Source organism: Pseudomonas sp. FG13 (assembly GCF_057809755.1).
Map to the genome: position 1 here is coordinate 1 of NZ_JBMDKO010000029.1, position 20,324 is coordinate 20,324.

General features: G+C 61.8%; 16 protein-coding genes and 1 pseudogene. 2 read left to right on the forward strand and 15 right to left on the reverse strand.

The features are described from left to right. Nucleotides 1-80 precede the first annotated feature (80 nt). The 14 genes from ACODTO_RS20440 to ACODTO_RS20505 form a co-directional block, all read right to left on the reverse strand. Nucleotides 81-899: a DeoR/GlpR family DNA-binding transcription regulator gene (locus ACODTO_RS20440; RefSeq protein WP_041024330.1), complete on the reverse strand. Its 819-nt coding sequence runs from the start codon at nucleotides 897-899 to the stop codon at nucleotides 81-83. Nucleotides 900-1,072: 173 nt separating this feature from the next. Further along, nucleotides 1,073-2,536, reverse strand: a complete 1,464-nt coding sequence (nuoN, locus tag ACODTO_RS20445; protein WP_024779325.1) for an NADH-quinone oxidoreductase subunit NuoN — start codon at nucleotides 2,534-2,536, stop codon at nucleotides 1,073-1,075. A 7-nt stretch (nucleotides 2,537-2,543) separates the two neighbouring features. After that, nucleotides 2,544-4,076: an NADH-quinone oxidoreductase subunit M gene (gene nuoM / locus ACODTO_RS20450; protein WP_024779324.1), complete on the reverse strand. Its 1,533-nt coding sequence runs from the start codon at nucleotides 4,074-4,076 to the stop codon at nucleotides 2,544-2,546. 39 nt (nucleotides 4,077-4,115) lie between these two features. Continuing rightward, nucleotides 4,116-5,969 carry an NADH-quinone oxidoreductase subunit L gene (gene nuoL / locus ACODTO_RS20455; RefSeq protein ID WP_489106974.1) on the reverse strand — a complete coding sequence of 618 codons (1,854 nt, stop codon included), beginning with the start codon at nucleotides 5,967-5,969 and terminating at the stop codon, nucleotides 4,116-4,118. Continuing rightward, nucleotides 5,966-6,274, reverse strand: a complete 309-nt coding sequence (nuoK, locus tag ACODTO_RS20460; protein WP_017131317.1) for an NADH-quinone oxidoreductase subunit NuoK — start codon at nucleotides 6,272-6,274, stop codon at nucleotides 5,966-5,968. The genes nuoL and nuoK overlap by 4 nt, the downstream gene beginning before the upstream one ends. A gap of 4 nt (nucleotides 6,275-6,278) precedes the next feature. Continuing rightward, complete coding sequence (gene nuoJ / locus ACODTO_RS20465) at nucleotides 6,279-6,779, reverse strand: NADH-quinone oxidoreductase subunit J (RefSeq protein ID WP_024779321.1); 501 nt, start codon at nucleotides 6,777-6,779, stop codon at nucleotides 6,279-6,281. A gap of 9 nt (nucleotides 6,780-6,788) precedes the next feature. Further along, nucleotides 6,789-7,337, reverse strand: a complete 549-nt coding sequence (nuoI, locus tag ACODTO_RS20470) for an NADH-quinone oxidoreductase subunit NuoI (protein WP_024779320.1) — start codon at nucleotides 7,335-7,337, stop codon at nucleotides 6,789-6,791. Between the two features lie 11 nt (nucleotides 7,338-7,348). Further along, complete coding sequence (gene nuoH, locus ACODTO_RS20475) at nucleotides 7,349-8,356, reverse strand: NADH-quinone oxidoreductase subunit NuoH (protein WP_139643823.1); 1,008 nt, start codon at nucleotides 8,354-8,356, stop codon at nucleotides 7,349-7,351. Then, entirely contained in the window at nucleotides 8,353-11,067 is a 2,715-nt protein-coding gene (gene nuoG, locus ACODTO_RS20480) for an NADH-quinone oxidoreductase subunit NuoG (protein WP_139643821.1), read from the reverse strand. The genes nuoH and nuoG overlap by 4 nt, the downstream gene beginning before the upstream one ends. A gap of 137 nt (nucleotides 11,068-11,204) precedes the next feature. Then, nucleotides 11,205-12,563: an NADH-quinone oxidoreductase subunit NuoF gene (gene nuoF, locus ACODTO_RS20485; RefSeq protein WP_024779317.1), complete on the reverse strand. Its 1,359-nt coding sequence runs from the start codon at nucleotides 12,561-12,563 to the stop codon at nucleotides 11,205-11,207. Then, nucleotides 12,560-13,057, reverse strand: coding sequence for an NADH-quinone oxidoreductase subunit NuoE (gene nuoE / locus ACODTO_RS20490; RefSeq protein WP_024779316.1), 498 nt, complete (start codon nucleotides 13,055-13,057; stop codon nucleotides 12,560-12,562). Before nuoE ends, nuoF begins: the two co-directional genes overlap by 4 nt. Before the next feature lie 2 nt (nucleotides 13,058-13,059). Further along, complete coding sequence (nuoC, locus tag ACODTO_RS20495; protein WP_030141321.1) at nucleotides 13,060-14,844, reverse strand: NADH-quinone oxidoreductase subunit C/D; 1,785 nt, start codon at nucleotides 14,842-14,844, stop codon at nucleotides 13,060-13,062. A gap of 73 nt (nucleotides 14,845-14,917) precedes the next feature. Then, complete coding sequence (locus tag ACODTO_RS20500; protein ID WP_024779314.1) at nucleotides 14,918-15,592, reverse strand: NuoB/complex I 20 kDa subunit family protein; 675 nt, start codon at nucleotides 15,590-15,592, stop codon at nucleotides 14,918-14,920. Nucleotides 15,593-15,602: 10 nt separating this feature from the next. Continuing rightward, a complete protein-coding gene (locus ACODTO_RS20505) occupies nucleotides 15,603-16,016 on the reverse strand; it encodes an NADH-quinone oxidoreductase subunit A (protein WP_024779313.1) in 414 nt (137 codons plus the stop codon). Nucleotides 16,017-16,852: 836 nt separating this feature from the next. Between ACODTO_RS20505 and ACODTO_RS20510 the strand changes: the two are divergent. Next, nucleotides 16,853-17,737: pseudogene (locus tag ACODTO_RS20510) on the forward strand (methyl-accepting chemotaxis protein); the annotation flags it as partial. Nucleotides 17,738-17,935: 198 nt separating this feature from the next. Next, nucleotides 17,936-18,640, forward strand: a complete 705-nt coding sequence (locus ACODTO_RS20515) for a methyl-accepting chemotaxis protein (RefSeq protein ID WP_438943839.1) — start codon at nucleotides 17,936-17,938, stop codon at nucleotides 18,638-18,640. A 95-nt stretch (nucleotides 18,641-18,735) separates the two neighbouring features. Here the strand turns inward: ACODTO_RS20515 and aceA are convergent, their stop codons facing one another. Continuing rightward, on the reverse strand, nucleotides 18,736-20,061 hold the full coding sequence (aceA, locus tag ACODTO_RS20520) for an isocitrate lyase (RefSeq protein WP_041021072.1): 1,326 nt from the start codon (nucleotides 20,059-20,061) through the stop codon (nucleotides 18,736-18,738). Nucleotides 20,062-20,324: the final 263 nt, after the last annotated feature.

Consider the following 20,324-nt stretch of genomic DNA (forward strand, 5'->3'; position numbering starts at 1 on the left):
TTCGCCAGATTCCCGTTCGCCATCAATCCCCTGTGGGAGCGAGCCTGCTCGCGATAGCGATGGACCGGCTTGCGACGATGTCAGGCAGGCTGCCCATCCGGCAGCAGCAACTCGACGCCTTGCTTGCGGATGCCATCTGCCGCTGCCGGTGCCAGGGCGTTGTCGCTGATGATGAAGTCGAACTGCTCCAGCCCGGCGATGCGGTACATGCTGAAGGTGCCGTACTTGGAACTGCTGGCCACCAGTACCACTTGCGAGGCCGACTGCATCGCTACCTGCTTGACCTCCACTTTCAAGGCCGACGGCGTGGTGATGCCCCGTTGCAGGTCCCACGAACTGGTGGACATGAAGGCAATGTCCGTCACCACCTGACGCAAGGTCGCCACCGCCAGCCCGCCGACGCAAGAGTGGTTGGAATGATCCAACTGCCCGCCGGTATGAATCACCGTCACCTGCGGCGCTTCCATCAGCGCCTGGACCACGCCGAAATCGTTGGTCACCACCGTCATTCCCGACAACGCCTTGATGTAGGGCACGATCTCCAGCGTGCTGGTGCCGGCATCCAGGTACACCGTCATGTCATCCTTCAACAGCCTGGCTGCCAGTTTGGCCATGGCCTGCTTCTGCGGCAGCTCCACCACGGCCTTGGACTGGTGGCTCGGCTCGCTGTGCAGCTGGCTGGCGATACGCACCCCACCCGTCACCGAATAAGCCCGGCCTTCCTGTTCCAGCAGGGCAATGTCGCGACGCACGGTCATGTGCGAGCAATCGAACATCTCCATCAACTGATGGACGCTCAGCACCTGATGCTTGCGCAACTGACGCAGGATCTGTTCCCGGCGCTGCTCGGGAATCATCGGTGCGGGGCTGTCGTTGGCCATGTCCTTGGGGGTGGGCATCGGTGTGGACTCGGTGACTGATAGGGCAGGGGAGCGGACATAGTAACGAATCTGCGGGAGGCGGACGAGGAACAAAGCCGAGCAAGCTACCTCGCCACGATTGTCTTTCCACAGCCATAAAAAAACCCGCATCTCGCGATACGGGTTTTTTCACTGCGACGGGGTTCAGGCAATCAGCCTGTCAGGCCCGCCTGCTGGACCAGGGTCAGCAACGGCTGTGGGTACACACCGAGGAAGAACGCCAGGATGGCGATGGCCAGCAGCATCACGCCGCCCGCTTTCTGTTCCCAGTGCAACTCGGCGTCGTGGCGACGCAGGTTGGGTTCCATCAGGTACAGGGTGACCATGACACGCAGGTAGTAGAACACGCCGATGGCACTGCCCAGCACCAGGGAGCCGACCAGCCACCATTGGTGAGCCTCGACGCCGGTGGCGACGATGTAGAACTTGCCGATGAAGCCGGCGGTCAGTGGGATGCCGGCCAGGGACAGCATCATCACGGTCAGCACGGCGGTCAGGTACGGACGACGCCAGAACAGGCCGCGGTATTCGTACAGGGCGTCGGCGTCACGGCCGTTGTAAGGCGAGGACATCAGGGTGATCACACCGAAGGCGCCGAGGCTGGTGATCACGTAGGTGACCAGGTACACGCCGATGGCTTCCACCGCCAGGCCTTTGCTGGCGATCAGGGCGATCAGCAGGTAACCGAAGTGGGCGATGGACGAGTAACCCAGCAGACGCTTGAGGTTGCTCTGGGTCAGTGCCAGCAGGTTACCGAACAGGATCGACACGATGGCGATGATGGTCAGCACGTTGCTCAGTACGCCACTGCTGGCCACTGGCGAGATCTGGAACAGACGCACCATCACCGCGAACACCGCCACTTTCGAGGCCGTGGCCAGGAACGCCGCCACCGGCGCCGGGGCGCCTTCGTAGACGTCCGGGGTCCAGAGGTGGAACGGTACCAGCGACAGCTTGAACGCCAGGCCGATCAGCATCATGCCCAGGCCCAGTTGTGCGATCGGGCTAGGCAGGCCGGTGGCCGCCAGGGCCTGGCCGATACCGACGAAGCTCAGGGTACCGGCTTCCGCGTAGAGCAGCGCCATGCCGAACAACAGGAACGCCGAACCGGCCGCCGACAGCACCATGTACTTGATGCCGGCTTCCAGGGAGCGCTTGTTGAAGAAGGCGTAGGCCACCAGGCCGTAGACCGGCACCGACAGCAGTTCCAGGCCGATGAACAGGCTGGCCAGGTGCTGCGCGCTGACCAGGACCAGGCCACCGGCGGCGGCCATCAGGATCAGCAGGTACAGTTCTTCACGGTTGCCCGGGTAACCCGAACCGCCGTCGCCCAGGTAGGCGTGGGCGAGGGTGACGCAGGCCAGGGTGGCGACCAGGATCAACGCCATGTACAGGCAGGCGAAGCTGTCGATCTGCAGCAACGGCGTGACCGCCAGTGGCGCGACTTTCAGGGCCGGCAGGATCGACAGCAAGGCCAGGTTCAGCCCCGCCACCGACAGCAGGAAGGTCTGTGAGTGATTGCGCCGCCAGGCGATCGCCAGCATCACCACGATGATCGTGGCGCTGGTGATCAGCAGCGGTGCAAGCGCGATAAAGTGTTGAATCGTGAATTCCATAGCGCTCTTACCGGGCCGAAGCGAGTTGAGAGAAGGCGGTGCCGAGCCACTGCTGCACGCCATGCATGGTGGCGGCAGACGTGTCGAGGAACGGCTGCGGGTAGACGCCGAGGTAGACCAGCAGCATCGCCAGGCCCAGCACCATGATCAGTTCGCGACCGTCCATGCCGCGCAGCACTTCGTCCGACTTCGACGGGCCGAAGTAGGCGCGGTGGATCATGATCAGCGAATAGACCGAACCGAACACCAGGCCGGAGGTGGCGATGGCGATGATCCACGGCGCGCTGACGAAGGTACCGATCAGGATCAGGAACTCGCCGACGAAGTTGCCGGTTCCCGGCAGGCCCAGGGAGGCGGCCGCGAAGAACAGGCTGATGGCCGGCAGGTAGGCGATGCGCGACCACAGGCCACCCATCTCACGCATGTCCCGGGTGTGCAGGCGCTCGTACAACTGGCCGCTGAGGATAAACAGCGCCGCCGCCGACAGACCGTGGGCGAGCATCTGGATCACCGCGCCTTGCAGGGCGAGCTGGCTGCCGGAGTAGATCCCGATCAGCACGAAGCCCATGTGCGAGACACTGGAGAAGGCGATCAGGCGCTTGATGTCGGTCTGGGCGAACGCCAGGAACGCACCGTAGAAGATCCCGATCAGGCCCAGGGTCATCGCAATCGGCGCGAACTCGGCCGAGGCGTTGGGGAACAGCGGCAGGGCGAAACGCAGCAGGCCGTAGGCCGCTGTCTTCAGCAAGATACCGGCCAGGTCCACGGAACCTGCGGTCGGCGCCTGGGCGTGGGCATCCGGCAGCCAGGAGTGGAACGGCACCACCGGCAGCTTCACCGCGAAAGCGATGAAGAAGCCCAGCATCAGCACGTACTCGGTGCTGCGCGACATCTGCACTTTCAACAGGTCGGCGTAGTTGAAGGTAATCACGCCGGTGTTATTGAAGTTGACCAGCACCAGGCCAAGGATCGCCACCAACATGATCAGGCCGGACGCCTGGGTGAAGATGAAGAACTTGGTCGCCGCGTAGATCCGGGTCTTCTTGCCGTCCGAAGAACTGTGACCCCAGAGCGCGATGAGGAAGTACATCGGCACCAGCATCATTTCCCAGAAGAAGAAGAACATGAACAGGTCCAGCGCCAGGAACACGCCGACGACACCGCCCAGGATCCACATCAGGTTCAAGTGGAAGAAGCCGACGTGACGCTGGATCTCTTTCCAGGAGCAGAGTACCGAGAGGATACCCAGCAGGCCGGTCAGCAGGATCATCAGCAGCGACAGGCCATCAAGGGCCAGGTGCACGCTGATGCCGAAGCGTTCGATCCAGAGGTGCTTGAATTCAAGCGCCCAGGTCGGGTTGGCACCAGGGGCCGGGGCGAATGAATAGTCACCGGTCGCCCACAGCCAGAGGCCGAGCGCGAGTTCCAGGGACATGGTCAGCAGCGCAATCCAGCGCGGGAGCGTGGAGCTGGAGCGCTCCGCGATCCAGCACAGCAGGCCGCCGATGAAGGGGATCAGGATTAGCCAGGGCAGAATCATGACGGGCTCGTTTCCTTTCGCAAGTTCGCAAGGTTCATATCAGACCGCTACCAGCACGATGGCGCCGATAACCAGCACGGCGCCAGCCGCCATGGAAGCCGCATACCAACGCAGTTGACCGGTCTCGGTACGGCTCAGGGCAGTGTGGCCGCCCTTGGCCATGCGCGGGATCAGGCCAATGGTCTGGTCGAGCGGGTCTTTGCGCAGAATGTGGCTGATCGCAAGGTATGGCTTGACGAACAGTTTGTCGTAGATCCAGTCGAAGCCCCAGGCAGCGAACCACCAGGCCGAAAGGACACGGCCGAGGCCGCTGTTGGCGATGGCCGTGACGAAGCGACGCTTGCCCAGGAACAGCAGGGCGGACAGCAGGATACCCGCCAGGGCGATGGCGCCGGAGGCGATTTCCAGGCTGTGCTTGGCTTCGCCGCCGGCATGGCCGACGCTTTCTGGCAGCACACCGTGCAGCGGCGGGGTGATCATGGCGCCGACGAAGGTCGACAGCACGATCAGCACCGACAGCGGCAGCCAATGGGCAATCCCGTGGCCGGCGTGGGCTTCGGTCTTGGCTTCACCATGGAACGCGATGAAGATCAGGCGGAAGGTGTACAGCGAGGTCATGAACGCACCCACCAGGCCGGCATAGAGCAAGCCCTGGTTACCGCTGGCGAACGCTTCCCAGAGGATCTCGTCCTTGGAGTAGAAGCCGGCGGTCACCAGTGGCAGGGCCGCCAGGGCCGCGCCGCCGACGATGAAGCTGGCGTAGGCCAACGGCAGTTTCTTCCACAGGCCGCCCATCTTGAAGATGTTCTGCTCGTGGTGGCAGGCAACGATCACCGCACCGGAAGCAAGGAACAGCAGGGCCTTGAAGAAGGCGTGGGTCATCAGGTGGAAGATCGCGCCTTCCCAGGCACCGACGCCCAGGGCCAGGAACATGTAGCCGATCTGGCTCATGGTGGAGTAGGCGAGGATCCGCTTGATGTCGGTCTGTACCAGGGCGGCAAAGCCGGCCAGTACGAGGGTCACTCCACCGACGATGCCCACCAGGTGGAGGATGTCCGGCGCCAGGGCGAACAGGCCATGGGTACGGGCGATCAGGTAGACGCCCGCGGTCACCATGGTGGCAGCGTGGATCAGGGCCGATACCGGCGTAGGGCCGGCCATCGCGTCCGCCAACCAGGTCTGCAGCGGCAGTTGTGCGGATTTACCGACGGCGCCGCCCAGCAGCATCAGGGTCGCCAGGACGATCCAGAAGTCGCCGACCTTGAAGTGCTCGGGCGCCTTGACCAGCAGTTCCTGGATGTTCAGCGTGCCCAGTTGCTGGAACAGGATGAACAGGCCGATGGCCATGAACACGTCGCCGATGCGGGTGACGATGAACGCCTTGAGTGCCGCGTTGCCGTTGTTGCGGTTGCTGTAGTAGAAACCGATCAACAGGTACGAGCACAGGCCCACGCCTTCCCAGCCGAAGTACAGGAACAACAGGTTATCGCCAAGCACCAGGAACAGCATGCTGGCGATGAACAGGTTGGTGTAGGCGAAGAAGCGCGAGTAACCGGCTTCACCGCGCATGTACCAGGACGCGAACAGGTGGATCAGGAAACCCACGCCGACCACGACGCCCAGCATGGTGATCGACAGGCCGTCGATGTACAGGGCGAAGTTCGGCGTGAAGCCTTCCACCGCCATCCATTGCCACAGCACCAGGGTGTAGTGACCACCTTCGGGCGGTGCGACGTTGAATTGCCAGATCACGTAGGCGGCGACAATCGCCGACAGGCCGATGGAGCCGACGCCGATCAGGGCCGAAAGATTTTCCGAGAGACGTCCACGGGAGAACGCCAGCAGCAGGAAACCAATCAGGGGAAATACGAAAGTCAGAAAGATCATGTTCATCCGCGCATCTCACTGGCAGCGTCGATATCGAGCGTGTGGAAGCGGCGATACAGCTGCAACAGGATCGCCAGGCCGATACTGGCCTCGGCGGCTGCCAGGCTGATCACCAGGATGAACATGATCTGTCCATCGGGCTGCGCCCAGCGAGCGCCCGCGACGATGAAGGCCAGGGCGGCGGCATTCATCATGACCTCCAGACTCATCAGCACGAACAGAATGTTGCGGCGGACCATCAGGCCGACCAGACCGAGACAGAACAGGATGCCGGCAACCGCCAGACCGTGTTCGAGAGGGATAGCAGGCATGTGATTACTCCTTCGCCTCGTTACGGCCCAAATGGAACGCCGTGACGGCTGCGGCAAGCAGCAGCATCGAGGCGAGTTCGACCACCAGCAGGTACGGACCGAACAGGCTGATGCCCACGGTCTTGGCGCCTACGGTGGTGTGGCCGATGGCCTGGCCGCTCTGGTGAGCGAACAGCACATACAGCAGTTCACCCAGCAGCAGGGCGGCGAGAATCACCGGCCCCGCCCAGATACCGGGCTTGAGCCAGTTACGCTCCTGCTGGACCGAGGCCGGGCCGAGGTTCAGCATCATCACCACGAACACGAACAGCACCATGATGGCGCCGGCGTAGGCGATCACTTCCAGGGCCCCGGCGAACGGCGCGCCGAGAGCGAAGAAGGTCATGGCCACGGCGATGAGCGAAATGATCAGGTAGAGCAGGGCATGTATGGGGTTGGTGTTGGTGACCACACGAAGCGTGGACACCACCGCGATACCCGATGCGAAATAGAAAGCGAATTCCATCTTTCTTCCTTAAGGCAGCAAGCTCTTCACGTTGATCGGTTCGGCTTCGTTCTGCGCGGCGCCTTTCGGCTTACCGGCAATGGCCATACCTGCAACACGATAGAAGTTGTAATCAGGGTTTTTACCGGGACCGGAAATCAGCAGATCTTCTTTCTCGTACACCAGGTCCTGACGTTTGAAATCCGCCATTTCGAAATCCGGCGTGAGCTGGATCGCGGTGGTCGGGCATGCTTCCTCGCAGAGGCCGCAGAAAATGCAGCGCGAGAAGTTGATGCGGAAGAAGTCCGGGTACCAGCGACCGTCTTCGGTTTCAGCTTTCTGCAACGAGATGCAGCCTACCGGGCAGGCCACGGCGCACAGGTTGCACGCTACGCAGCGCTCTTCGCCGTCGGGGTCGCGGGTCAGGACGATGCGGCCGCGGTAACGCGGTGCCAGGTAGACCGGCTCTTCCGGGTATTGCAGGGTGTCGCGTTTGCGAAAGCCATGGCCGAAGATCATGACCAGGCTTCGCAGTTGGGTACCGGTACCCTTAACGATGTCGCCAATATATTTGAACATGGGTCAAATCCTCACTGAACCGCGGCCGCAGGCGTGTTCATCAACACGATCGCAGCGGTCACCAGCAAATTGATCAGGGTCAGCGGCAGGCAGAATTTCCAGCTGAAGTCCATCACCTGGTCGTAGCGTGGGCGCGGGATCGAGGCGCGCAGCAAAACGAACAGCATGATGAAGAACGCGGTCTTCAGGGCGAACCACACGAAGGACAGTTGCGGCAGGATGTCGAACGGACCGTGCCAGCCGCCGAAGAACAACGTCACCAGCAGTGCCGAGATCAGGACGATACCGATGTACTCGCCCACGAAGAACATGCCCCATTTCATGCCGGCATATTCAATGTGGTAACCGTCGGCCAGTTCCTGTTCCGCTTCCGGCTGGTCGAACGGGTGACGGTGAGTCACCGCCACGCCAGCGACGAAGAACGTACAGAAGCCGAAGAACTGCGGAATGATGAACCACAGGTGCTGGGCCTGGTACTCGACGATGTCGCGCATGTTGAACGAACCGGCCTGGACCACCACGCCCATCAGCGCCAGACCCATGAACACTTCATAGGACACGGTCTGGGCCGAAGCCCGCAGGCTGCCCAGCAGGGCGAACTTGTTGTTGCTCGACCAGCCGGCGAACAGCACCGCGTACACCGACAGGCCGGCCATGGCGAAGAAGAACAGCAGGCCGATGTTCAGGTCCGCCACGCCCCAGGTCGGGGTGATCGGGATGATCGCGAAGGCGATCAGCAAGGCGCTCATGGCCACCACCGGTGCCAGGGTGAAGATCACCTTGTCGGCAAACGGTGGTGTCCAGTCTTCCTTGAAGAACATCTTGATCATGTCGGCGGCGATCTGGAACATGCCGTACGGGCCGACGCGGTTCGGACCGTAGCGGTCCTGCCACCAGCCCAGCAGGCGACGTTCGACAAAGCTCAGCAGCGCGCCTGTGACCACCACGGCCAGCAGGATCACGATGGCCTTGAGGACCGTCAGGATCACAGCGATCACTTCAGGGGTGAACCAGCTCATTGCGCTGCCTCCTGCAGACCGTCGACGGTTTTACCGAACACCGCCGGCGGGATTCCCGCCAGGCCAGCCGGCAGGGCCACCAGGCCGGCGCCCAGTTCTTCATTGATGCGCAGCGGCAGACGCAGGGTCTGGCCGGCCACGTTCAGGCTCAGCAGGGCGCCATCGTTGACACCCAGGCGGTCGGCTTCGGACTTGGCCAGCGCCACGTAGGCGGCCGGGATGCGTTCCTGAACCGGCGCGGCCTTGGAAGAGTTCTCTTCGCTGCCGAACAGGTGATGGAACGGCACGACCTGCCAGGTGCCCGGTGCCGGGTTGAAGGCGCGCGGTACGCTGGCGAACCAGCTCAGGCCATCGCCCTGGCTTTCGATCAGGCGGGTGCCCGGGTCACCGGCACGCAGGTGACCACCGACTTCGTCCTGGAACTTGTTCCAGGCCTGCGGCGAGTTCCAGCCCGGCGACCAGGCGAACGGCACTTGCGAGCGCGGTTCGGCAGAGCCCGAGTAACCTTCCATGGAGAAGGCGAACGCGGTGTCCTGGTCCTGCGGGGTGCGTGGTTCGTGAACGTTGATGTTCGCGCGCATGGCGGTACGGCCGGAGTAACGCAGCGGTTCACGGGCCAGTTTCAGGCCCTTGATGCGGAACGAGGCGGACGGCGCGGCGTCGACGATGCCGGCCAGTTGCGCGGTGCTCGAGGCACAGGCAGCGGTGACGTGGTCGAGTTGCGTCCAGTCGATCGGCTGGTTCAGCAGGGTGGCGCGCAGGGCGTGCAGCCAGCGCCAGCCTTCGTGGACCAGGATGCTGGCGTCCAGGTATTGCGGATCGAAGACCTGGAAGAAGCGCTGGGCGCGGCCTTCCTGGCTGACCAGCGTACCGTCGCCTTCGGCGAAGCTCGCCGCCGGCAGCACCAGGTGGGCGCGGTCGGTGGTGGCGGTCTTCTGATGGTCGGCGACGATCACCACTTTCGCGGCGTTCAGCGCGGCGTCCACACGGGCTTTGTCGGTGCGGGTGTACAGGTCGTTCTCCAGCACCACGATGGCGTCGGCGCTGCCGTCGATCACGGCTTGCAGGGCTGCATCCACCGATTCGCCACCAAGCATGGCCAGGCCGAGGCTGTTGGCTTCCGGCACGACCAGGCTGATGGAACCGTTCTTCTCGCGCAGTTTCAGGGCCTTGGCGATGTTGGCGGCGGCCTCGATCAGGGCCTTGGAGCCCAGGGAGGTACCGGCGATCACCAGCGGACGCTTGGCCGCCAGCAGGGCGTCGGCGATGCGCTGGACCAGGGCGGTCGCTTCGCTGTCCAGGCCTTCGACGGCCGGGGCGCTGGCGTCCAGGGCGTGGGCCACGGCAAAGCCGATGCGCGCCAGGTCGTCAGGGGCGGCGTGAACGCATTCCTCGGCGACGTCGTCGAGCTTGGTTTCAGCCAGGCTGGCGATGAACAGCGGGTTCAGCTCATGCTGGCCGATGTTCTTCACGGCAGCGTCGAGCCACGGCTGGACGCGCATGGCGTCGGCCATGTCTTCGGCCTTGCCCTTGACCGACTGGCGCAGGGCCAGGGCCATGCGTGCGGCGGTCTGGGTGAGGTCTTCGCCGAGGACGAACACGGCGTCGTGGTCTTCGATGTCACGCATCGTCGGCACGGGCAGCGGGCTGTCCTTGAGCACTTGCAGCACCAGGCGGATGCGCTCCAGCTCAGCGGCTTCGATACCGCTGTAGAAGTGCTCGGCGCCGACCAGTTCACGCAGTGCGTAGTTGCTTTCCAGGCTGGCCCGTGGCGAACCGATACCGACAATGTTGCGGCCGCGCAGCAGTTCGGCGGCCTTGTCCAGGGCGGCGTCCAGGCTCAGCTTGGTACCGTCGGCCAGCAGCGGCTGGCGTGGACGGTCCGTGCGGTTGACGTAGCCGTAGCCGAAGCGGCCGCGGTCGCACAGGAAATACTGGTTCACCGAACCGTTGTAGCGGTTCTCGATGCGACGCAGTTCGCCGTAGCGTTCGCCCGGGCTGATGTTGCAACCGCTGGAGCAGCCGTGGCAGATGCTTGGCGAGAACTGCATGTCCCACTTGCGGTTGTAGCGCTCGGAGTGGGTCTTGTCGGTGAACACACCGGTCGGGCAGACCTCGGTGAGGTTGCCGGAGAATTCGCTTTCCAGGGTGCCGTCTTCAACGCGACCGAAGTACACGTTGTCGTGGGCGCCGAACACGCCCAGGTCGGTGCCGCCGGCGTAGTCCTTGTAATAGCGCACGCAGCGGTAGCAGGCGATGCAGCGGTTCATCTCGTGGGAGATGAACGGGCCCAGTTGCTGGTTCTGGTGGGTGCGTTTCTTGAAGCGATAACGGCGCTCGTTGTGGCCGGTCATCACGGTCATGTCTTGCAGGTGGCAGTGACCGCCTTCCTCGCAGACCGGGCAGTCGTGCGGGTGATTGGTCATCAGCCATTCGACGACACTGGCGCGGAACGCCTTGGATTCTTCATCGTCGATGGAGATCCAGGTGTTGTCGGTGGCGGGGGTCATGCAGGACATGACGATCCGACCACGGGTGTCGTTCTCGTCGGTGTACTGCTTGACCGCGCACTGGCGGCAGGCCCCGACGCTACCAAGCGCGGGATGCCAGCAGAAATATGGGATGTCGAGGCCTAGCGACAGACATGCCTGTAACAGGTTGTCTGCCCCGTCGACTTCGAGCGCTTTGCCGTCTACGTGGATAGTGGCCATGGTTCAAAGTTCTTCGTTGGCCCGGTGTCAGCGGGCGTGGCTAATGGAATCTTGTCGTTCGTCCGAATCCAAACAGCCTGCAAAGGCGTCATCGGACGAAAGGCGAAGGGCACGGACCCTTCGCCTTCTTAAGCGTGTTACGCGCCGACCATGGTCGGCGTGACCACCTGATTGAGATCACCTGCGCGGGTAGGCGCGATGCCGGCCTCGAATTCAGAGCGGAAGTATTTGATCGCGCTGCCCAACGGCTCCACGGCACCCGGTGCGTGAGCACAGAAGGTCTTGCCTGGGCCGAGGAAACCCACCAGACCCAGCAGGGTCTCGATGTCGCCGGGCTGGCCTTCGCCGTTCTCGATGGCCATCAGCAGCTTGACGCTCCAGGGCAGGCCATCGCGGCAAGGGGTGCAGAAGCCGCAGGACTCACGGGAGAAAAACTGCTCCATGTTGCGCAGCAGTGAAACCATGTTGACGCTGTCGTCCACCGCCATGGCCAGGCCGGTACCCATCCGGGTGCCCACCTTGGCGATGCCGCCGGCATACATTTGTGCGTCCAGGTGTTCCGGCAACAGGAAACCGGTACCGGCACCGCCGGGCTGCCAGCACTTGAGCTTGTAGCCGTCGCGCATGCCGCCGGCGTAGTCCTCGAACAGCTCGCGGCCGGTGACACCGAAAGGCAGTTCCCACAGGCCGGGGTTCTTGACCTTGCCGGAGAAGCCCATGAGCTTGGTGCCCATGTCTTCGCTGCCGTCGCGGGCCAGGGATTTGTACCAGTCCACGCCGTCGGCGATGATCGCCGGCACGTTGCACAGGGTCTCGACGTTGTTCACGCAGGTCGGCTTGCCCCACACGCCCACGGCGGCAGGGAAGGGCGGTTTGGAACGCGGGTTGGCGCGGCGGCCTTCCAGGGAGTTGATCAGTGCGGTTTCTTCACCGCAGATGTAACGCCCGGCACCGGTGTGGACGAACAGCTCGAAATCGAAGCCGCTGCCCAGGATGTTCTTGCCCAGGAGGCCCGCAGCCTTGGCTTCTTCCACGGCACGGTTCAGGTGCTTGGCGGCGGTGGTGTATTCGCCGCGCAGGAAGATGTAGCCACGGTAGGTTTTCAGCGCACGGGCGCTGATCAGCATGCCTTCGATCAGCAGATGGGGCAGTTGCTCCATCAGCATGCGGTCCTTCCAGGTATTGGGTTCCATTTCATCCGCGTTGCAGAGCAGGTAGCGGATGTCGATGGATTCGTCCTTGGGCATCAGGCCCCACTTCACGCCGGTGGGGAAGCCCGCACCGCCGCGACCCTTGAGGCCGGAGTCCTTCACGGTCTGGACGATGTCGTCCTGGGCCATGTCGGCGAACGCCTTGCGCGCGGCGGCGTAGCCGTTCTTGGCCTGGTACTCGTCCAGCCACACGGCTTCGCCGTCGTCACGCAGGCGCCAGGTCAGGGGATGGGTTTCGGCCGAGCGCTTGATGCGGTTGGCGGGCCCGAAGGAAGTCAGGGTCATACGTAGCCCTCCAGCAATTTGGCGACGCCAGCGGGTGCAACGTCACCGAAGGTGTCGTCGTCGATCATCAGCGCCGGGGCCTTGTCGCAATTGCCCAGGCAGCACACCGGCAGCAGCGTGAAGCGGCCGTCGGCGGTGGTCTGGCCGAGGCCGATGCCCAGCTTGCTCTGGATTTCGCTGACCACGGATTCGTGGCCACCGATGTAGCAGACCATGCTGTCGCAGACGCGAATGATGTGGCGGCCTACAGGCTGGCGGAAGATCTGGCTGTAGAAGGTGGCGACGCCTTCGACGTCGCTCGCCGGGATGCCGAGGATCTCGCCGATGGCGTAGAGCGCGCCGTCAGGCACCCAGCCACGTTCCTTCTGGACGATCTTCAGGGCTTCGATCGACGCCGCGCGCGGGTCTTCGTAGTGATGCAGCTCGTGCTCGATGGCCGAGCGCTCGGTTTCGCTCAGGGCGAAACGGTCTGTCTGGATAAGCGTGCTGTTCATGCTTAGCGGTCCACGTCGGCCATAACGAAATCGATACTACCCAGGTACGCGATCAAGTCCGCGACCATGCTGCCTTTGATCACCGAAGGGATCTGCTGCAGGTGCGGGTAGCTTGGGGTGCGGATCCGGGTACGGTAGCTCATGGTGCCGCCGTCGCTCGTCAGGTAATAACTGTTGATGCCCTTGGTCGCTTCGATCATCTGGAAGGACTCGTTGGCCGGCATGACCGGGCCCCACGAAACCTGCAGGAAGTGCGTGATCAGGGTCTCGATGTGCTGCAGCGTGCGCTCCTTGGGCGGCGGCGTGGTCAGCGGGTGATCCGCCTTGTACGGGCCTTCCGGCATGTTGCGCATGCATTGCTCGATGATCTTGACGCTCTGGCGCATTTCCTCGACGCGAACCATGCAGCGGTCATAGGCATCGCCGTTGGCCGCCAGCGGTACTTCGAATTCGAAGTTCTCGTAGCCGGAGTAGGGGCGTGCCTTGCGCAGGTCGAAGTCGCAACCGGTGGAACGCAGGCCTGCACCGGTGACGCCCCATTCCAGGGCTTCCTTGGTGTTGTAGGCGGCGACACCGATGGTACGGCCCTTGAGGATGCTGTTCTGCAAGGCGGCCTTGGTGTATTCGTCCAGGCGCTTGGGCATCCACTCGACGAAGTCCTTGACCAGCTTTTCCCAGCCACGTGGCAGATCGTGGGCAACGCCACCGATGCGGTACCAGGCCGGGTGCAGGCGGAAACCGGTAATGGCTTCGATCACCGTGTACGCCTTCTGGCGGTCGGTGAAGGTGAAGAACACCGGCGTCATGGCGCCCACGTCCTGGATGTAGGTGCCCAGGAACAGCAGGTGGCTGGTGATACGGAAGAACTCGGCCATCATGATGCGGATGACGTCGACCCGGTCCGGCACTTTGATCCCGGCCAGTTTTTCGACCGAAAGCACGTACGGCAGGTTGTTCATCACGCCGCCGAGGTAGTCGATGCGGTCGGTGTACGGAATGTAGCTGTGCCAGGATTGGCGCTCGGCCATTTTCTCGGCGCCACGGTGGTGATAGCCGATGTCCGGGACGCAGTCGACGATCTCTTCGCCGTCCAGTTGCAGGATGATGCGGAACGCACCGTGGGCCGAAGGGTGGTTCGGGCCCAGGTTGAGGAACATGTAGTCCTCGTTGGCGCCCGAACGCTTCATGCCCCAGTCTTCAGGCTTGAAGCGCGCGGCTTCTTCCTCGAGCTGCTGCTTGGCCAGGGACAGGCTGAACGGGTCGAACTCGGTGGCACGGGCCGGGAAGTCCTTGCGCAGCGGGTGACCTTCCCAGGTCGGCGGCATCATGATGCGCGACAAGTGCGGGTGGCCGGGGAAATCGATCCCGTACATGTCCCACACTTCACGTTCGTACCAGTTGGCGTTCGGCCAGATGCCGGTCACGGTCGGTACGCTGAGGTCGCTCTCGGACAAGGCGACCTTGATCATTACGTCACTATTACGCTCGATCGACATCAGGTGATAGAACACGGTGAAGTCGACGCCGTCGGGCAGGCCCTGGCGCTTGGTGCGCAGGCGCTCGTCCACGCCGTGCAGGTCATAGAGCATGACGTACGGCTTGGGCAGGTTGCGCAGGAAGGTCAGGACTTCGACGAGTTTGGCGCGGGCAACCCAAAGCACCGGCATGCCGGTGCGGGTCGGCTGGGCGGTGAACGCCTCGGGGCCAAAACGGTTGTTCAGTTCGACGACCACATCCTGGTCGTCTGCCTTGTAGGGCGGGATGTACAGAGCACTGCCTGTAGTCATGGTTATTTATCGCTTTCGGTCAACGTAAAGAATGAAGCCAGGTTCGTGTTTCTTGTTCAGGAACAGAGCTGGATCAGACTTCGTCGGGGCTGCGCAGGTTGGTGACTGCGATACGCTGTTCGCGGCGCTGTTCCTTTTGCGACGGCATCTCGGCGCGATAGACGCCTTGATCGCCAACGACCCAGGACAGTGGGCGACGCTCCTGGCCAATCGATTCCTGCAACAGCATCAGGCCTTGCAGGAAAGCTTCGGGGCGGGGCGGGCAGCCAGGCACGTAGACGTCCACGGGCAGGAACTTGTCCACCCCTTGAACGACGGAATAGATGTCGTACATGCCACCGGAGTTGGCGCACGAACCCATGGAGATGACCCACTTCGGTTCGAGCATTTGCTCATAGAGACGCTGGATGATCGGCGCCATCTTGATGAAGCAGGTACCGGCGATAACCATGAAATCCGCCTGACGCGGCGATGCCCGGATCACCTCGGCGCCAAAGCGCGCGATGTCGTGGGGCGCCGTGAAGGCGGTGGTCATTTCCACGTAGCAGCACGAAAGGCCGAAGTTGTACGGCCACAGGGAGTTCTTGCGACCCCAGTTGACCGTGCTGTTCAGCACGTCTTCGAGCTTGCCCATGAAGATGTTTTTGTGGACTTGATCTTCTAACGGATCGGAAACGGTTTCCCGCTCGCCAATCGGATACTGCTCGTTAGGAGCATCGGGGTCGATCCTGGTGAGATTGTATTGCATTGCCAAAGCCTCATTGTTTCAGCTTCGCTTGCCGCTTGCGCCGAGCTTCCGGAGCCCAATCAAGTGCCCCCACCCGGAATAGGTAGACAAGACCTGCCAACAGAATTGCTATGAAAACGAGAGCTTCGACAAATCCGGTCCAGCCGCTTTCGCGGACGGACACAGACCAGGCAAAGAGAAAGAGGGCTTCGATATCGAAGATCACGAAGAGCATCGCGACCAGATAGAATTTGGCTGAGAGCCGCAAGCGGGCGCCACCGGTAGGCAGCATGCCGGACTCGAACGGTTCGTTTTTGCTGCGGCCCCAGGCTTTTGACCCGAGCAGACTCGACAGCCCGAGCATGAAGGCACACAGGCCGACGACACCCAGAAGGAAAATGGCAAAGCCCCAGTTGTGGGCCATGAGTCCTGTCGCTTCGGGCATGCTGGAAATCCTTAACAGAGGGCAAAGGCCTCTGAGCTTGAAAGAAATAACGCAGTGACGATATGTCGCAGCAATCAATCGCGGTGATTTTATGGCTAAACACCGGGCAAGTAAAATTCCTATAGCGAAATTATTTAATGGAATAAGGACATAGCGCACCTCCAAGGCTGCGCAGCCCAGGCCCAGCGGGCATTGGCCGATAAATCATCGACTTTATTTCGTGTGCGCTGTAACAATGATAATGCCTTTCAAATGATAATTATTATTGTTTGTCCGGGCTTTTCATCAATAACCCGGTGCAGTAGCTGAGAACTTTTCTTACAGGGTGGCTACTGCAATTGTCAGCGCCGGCCGTTTTACTCTTTTTCAGACTGCCTGTTACTGCGTTCGATCAATTTTTCTATGGGCGCGTCGAAGGGAAGGGCTCGGTAAGGGTTGGATCTGCATGATGGCCGCTCCCGTGGAAGCCAGGCTTGTTCGCGCTGTCAGCAACGCGGTCTCGGGGCATTGGGGCATCAAGCAAAAGCTCTTTGCCAGCAAAAATCGGCACGAGGCCTGGTCTAGAGCCTTGAAGGATTGATGGCAAATAGCTATCTTTGCGATTCACTCATCTAATCATCTATATCAATGCTGGTTAGACAATCGCTCCCTTCATAGCTGCGTCAGCTTCATCGTTCGCGGCTGATTACCAAAGGAATGTCATGAATTCTTGGCTCGCGAATATTAGCGTCATGCTCAAGTTGGCTTTGGGCTTTGCCGTTGTGCTGCTTCTGACCGCTGTCCTTGCCGCGACCGGCTGGTTCAGCCTGGGAAAAATGATCGAGCGCACTGATCGAATGACCAGCATTACCGAACTCGGCAACCGTCTTGATCTCCTGCGCAGGGCTCGCTTGCAATACCAACTGGACAAGGGCGATGAACAAAAGGGGGCATTGATCCAGGCGGCGCTGGAGCAGTTTGTCGCCAAGCAGAAAAGCCTTGCAAGCGAGTTGAAGAAAGCTGAAAACCTGAAAAAACTTGCGCTGATCGAGCAGGCCAGCACGCAGTATCAAGTGGCACTGAATGCGATGCGCGAGGCTTATCGCAATGACGCAGCCATGCGCAAGGAGATGGGTGTCAATGCGGTCAAGGGGGCCGCGCTGATTGCCAAGGTCATCAATGATGTAGAAGCAATGCCTGCTTCGGATGAGCGACGGTTCGAGTTGTACAGGATCATCCTCAAGGCCAAGGAGGACGTGGCCTTGGTGCGCTATGAGGTGCGTGGCTACACCGGCAACCCCAACAGCACCACCGAACAAGCCGCCAACCGCCAGATCGAAAATGCGCTCAAGGGCATTGAAACCCTCAATGGCGCTTTCGGCCCGGCCTATGCCGACACCATCAGGCAGCTGGAAACCGCACTGATTGCCTACCGCCGTTCGGTGCAGAATTTCACCGCCAGCAACCAGGCCATTGAGAAGGCTGTGCAGGACACCATCGATTTGGGCGAGACCATTACCCGTCTGTCTGAAGAAATGTATGCCAGCCAACTGGTCTCCCGTGACGAAGACAGCGCCCAGGCCCGCATCCTGCAACTGAGCTGTACGGCCTTGGCGATGCTGTTGGGGATCCTTGCGGCCATGATCATCACTCGCCAGATTACGCGGCCGTTGCAGGACACCTTGGCTGTGGTCGATCGCATTGCAGCAGGTGATCTCACGCAAGACATGGTCGTGACCCGTAGTGATGAACTGGGTGTCTTGCAGCAAGGCATCCAGCGCATGGGCACCACGTTGCGCGACCTGATCGGTGGTATCCGCGATGGCGTCACTCAGATCGCCAGCGCCGCCGAAGAGTTATCGGCCGTCACCGAGCAGACCAGTGCCGGGGTCAATAGTCAGAAGACCGAGACCGACCAGGTGGCTACCGCCATGCACGAAATGTCCGCCACCGTGCATGAAGTCGCGCGTAATGCCGAGCAGGCTTGTACGGTCGCCTCAGAGGCCGATGCACAGGCCCGTATTGGCGACCAGGTCGTCGCGCAGGCCATCGTTCAGATCGAGCGCTTGGCCAGCGAAGTCGGGCGCTCCGTCGATGCCATGGATGACTTGGAGCAAGAAAGCGCGCGCATCGGCAAGATCATGGACGTGATCAAGGCGGTGGCTGAGCAGACCAACTTACTGGCCCTTAACGCCGCCATTGAGGCTGCTCGCGCGGGTGACGCCGGGCGCGGTTTTGCGGTGGTCGCCGACGAAGTACGTGGGCTGGCCCAGCGTACCCAGCATTCCACCGAAGAGATTGAAAGCCTGGTGGCGGGCTTGCAGAACGGCACGCGCCAGGTGTCGAGCATCATGCGAAATAGCCGCGAACTGACCGACAGTAGTGTGGAATTGGCCGGCAAGGCTGGCATCTCCCTGGGCAACATCACCCAGGCGGTTTCTGGCATCCAGGCCATGAACCAGCAGATTGCCGCTGCTGCGGTGCAACAAAGCTCGGTGGCCGAGGACATCAGTCGCAGTATCCTGAGCGTGCGCGATGTATCCGAACAGACCGCCTCGGCCAGCGAAGAAACCGCCGCTTCCAGCATCGAGCTGGCGCGCCTGGGTAACCAGTTGCAGCAACTGGTCAGTCACTTCAAGGTGTAAAAACGGCGAAAAAAAAGCCCCGAACCAGTCGGGGCTTCAGATCGTCGGCTTTGCGGTTAGCTTTTATTCGGTCCGCAAGGGCCGTTACCCATCGATCAGTGGAACTGCTCTTCTTCGGTGGAGCCGGTCAGTGCGGTCACCGACGAAGTGCCGCCCTGGATCACGGTGGTCATGTCGTCGAAGTAGCCGGTGCCCACTTCCTGTTGGTGAGCCACGAAGGTGTAGCCTTTCGCGGCGTCGGCGAATTCCTGCTCCTGCAGCTTCACGTAGGCGGTCATGTCGTTGCGGGCGTAGTCGTGCGCCAGGTTGAACATGCTGTGCCACATGTTGTGAATGCCGGCCAGGGTGATGAACTGGTGCTTGTAGCCCATGGCGGACAGTTCGCGCTGGAACTTGGCGATGGTCGCGTCGTCCAGGTTTTTCTTCCAGTTGAAGGAAGGCGAGCAGTTGTACGACAGGATCTGGTCCGGGTATTCCTTCTTGATCGCTTCGGCGAAGCGACGAGCCTCGTCCAGGTCTGGCTTGGCGGTTTCGCACCAGATCAGGTCGGCGTATGGGGCGTAGGCCAGGCCGCGGGCGATGGCCTGGTCAAGGCCGGCGCGAACCTTGTAGAAACCTTCCTGGGTGCGGGTGCCGGTCACGAACGGCTGGTCGTACGGGTCGCAGTCGGAAGTCAGCAGGTCGGCGGCGTTGGCGTCGGTACGGGCCAGGATGATGGTCGGTACACCGGCAACGTCGGCGGCCAGGCGGGCAGCGGTCAGCTTCTGCACGGCTTCCTGGGTCGGTACCAGTACCTTGCCGCCCATGTGGCCGCATTTCTTCACCGACGCCAGCTGGTCTTCGAAGTGAACGCCGGCGGCGCCTGCTTCGATCATGCTCTTCATCAGCTCGTAGGCGTTCAGGACGCCGCCGAAACCGGCTTCGGCGTCAGCCACGATCGGCGCGAAGTAGTCGATGTAGCCTTCGTCGCCCGGGTTCTTGCCGGCTTTCCACTGGATCTGGTCGGCGCGACGGAACGAGTTGTTGATGCGCTTGACCACGGTCGGAACCGAATCTACTGGGTACAGCGACTGGTCAGGGTACATCGACTCGGCGGAGTTGTTGTCCGCAGCCACTTGCCAGCCCGACAGGTAGATCGCCTGGATGCCGGCCTTGACTTGCTGTACGGCCTGGCCGCCGGTCAGGGCGCCCATGCAGTTGACGAAATCTTTCTCGGGACGGAAGGATGGCTTGGCGCCCTGGGTCACCAGGTTCCACAGCTTTTCGGCGCCCATTTTCGCAAAGGTGTGCTCAGGTTGAACCGAGCCACGCAGGCGGACGACGTCAGCAGCGGAATAATTGCGCTTCACGCCTTTCCAGCGTGGGTTCTCAGCCCAGTCTTTTTCAAGGGCTGCAATTTGCTGTTCGCGTGTCAGTGCCATGGAAATAAACCTCGTCGCATCGTCGGGTGTGGAAGATTCCTGCTCCTGCCGATCCGCCAGTCGTTGGCGAAGAAGGCTGCTCGCTGGCCAGGGGGCCGGGCATACAAGTCGGTTCAGGCGGGGAGGCGACGGGATGAACGATGGGCTCGAGGGGAAAGTGAGCAGGTAGAGGCGGACTGCGGGCGCATTCGGGCGTCGTGGGCCCTTGTACGAACTCAGAGTGATGCCGGGTTACCTAGTTACGCTTCCGTCCCTCGGGACAA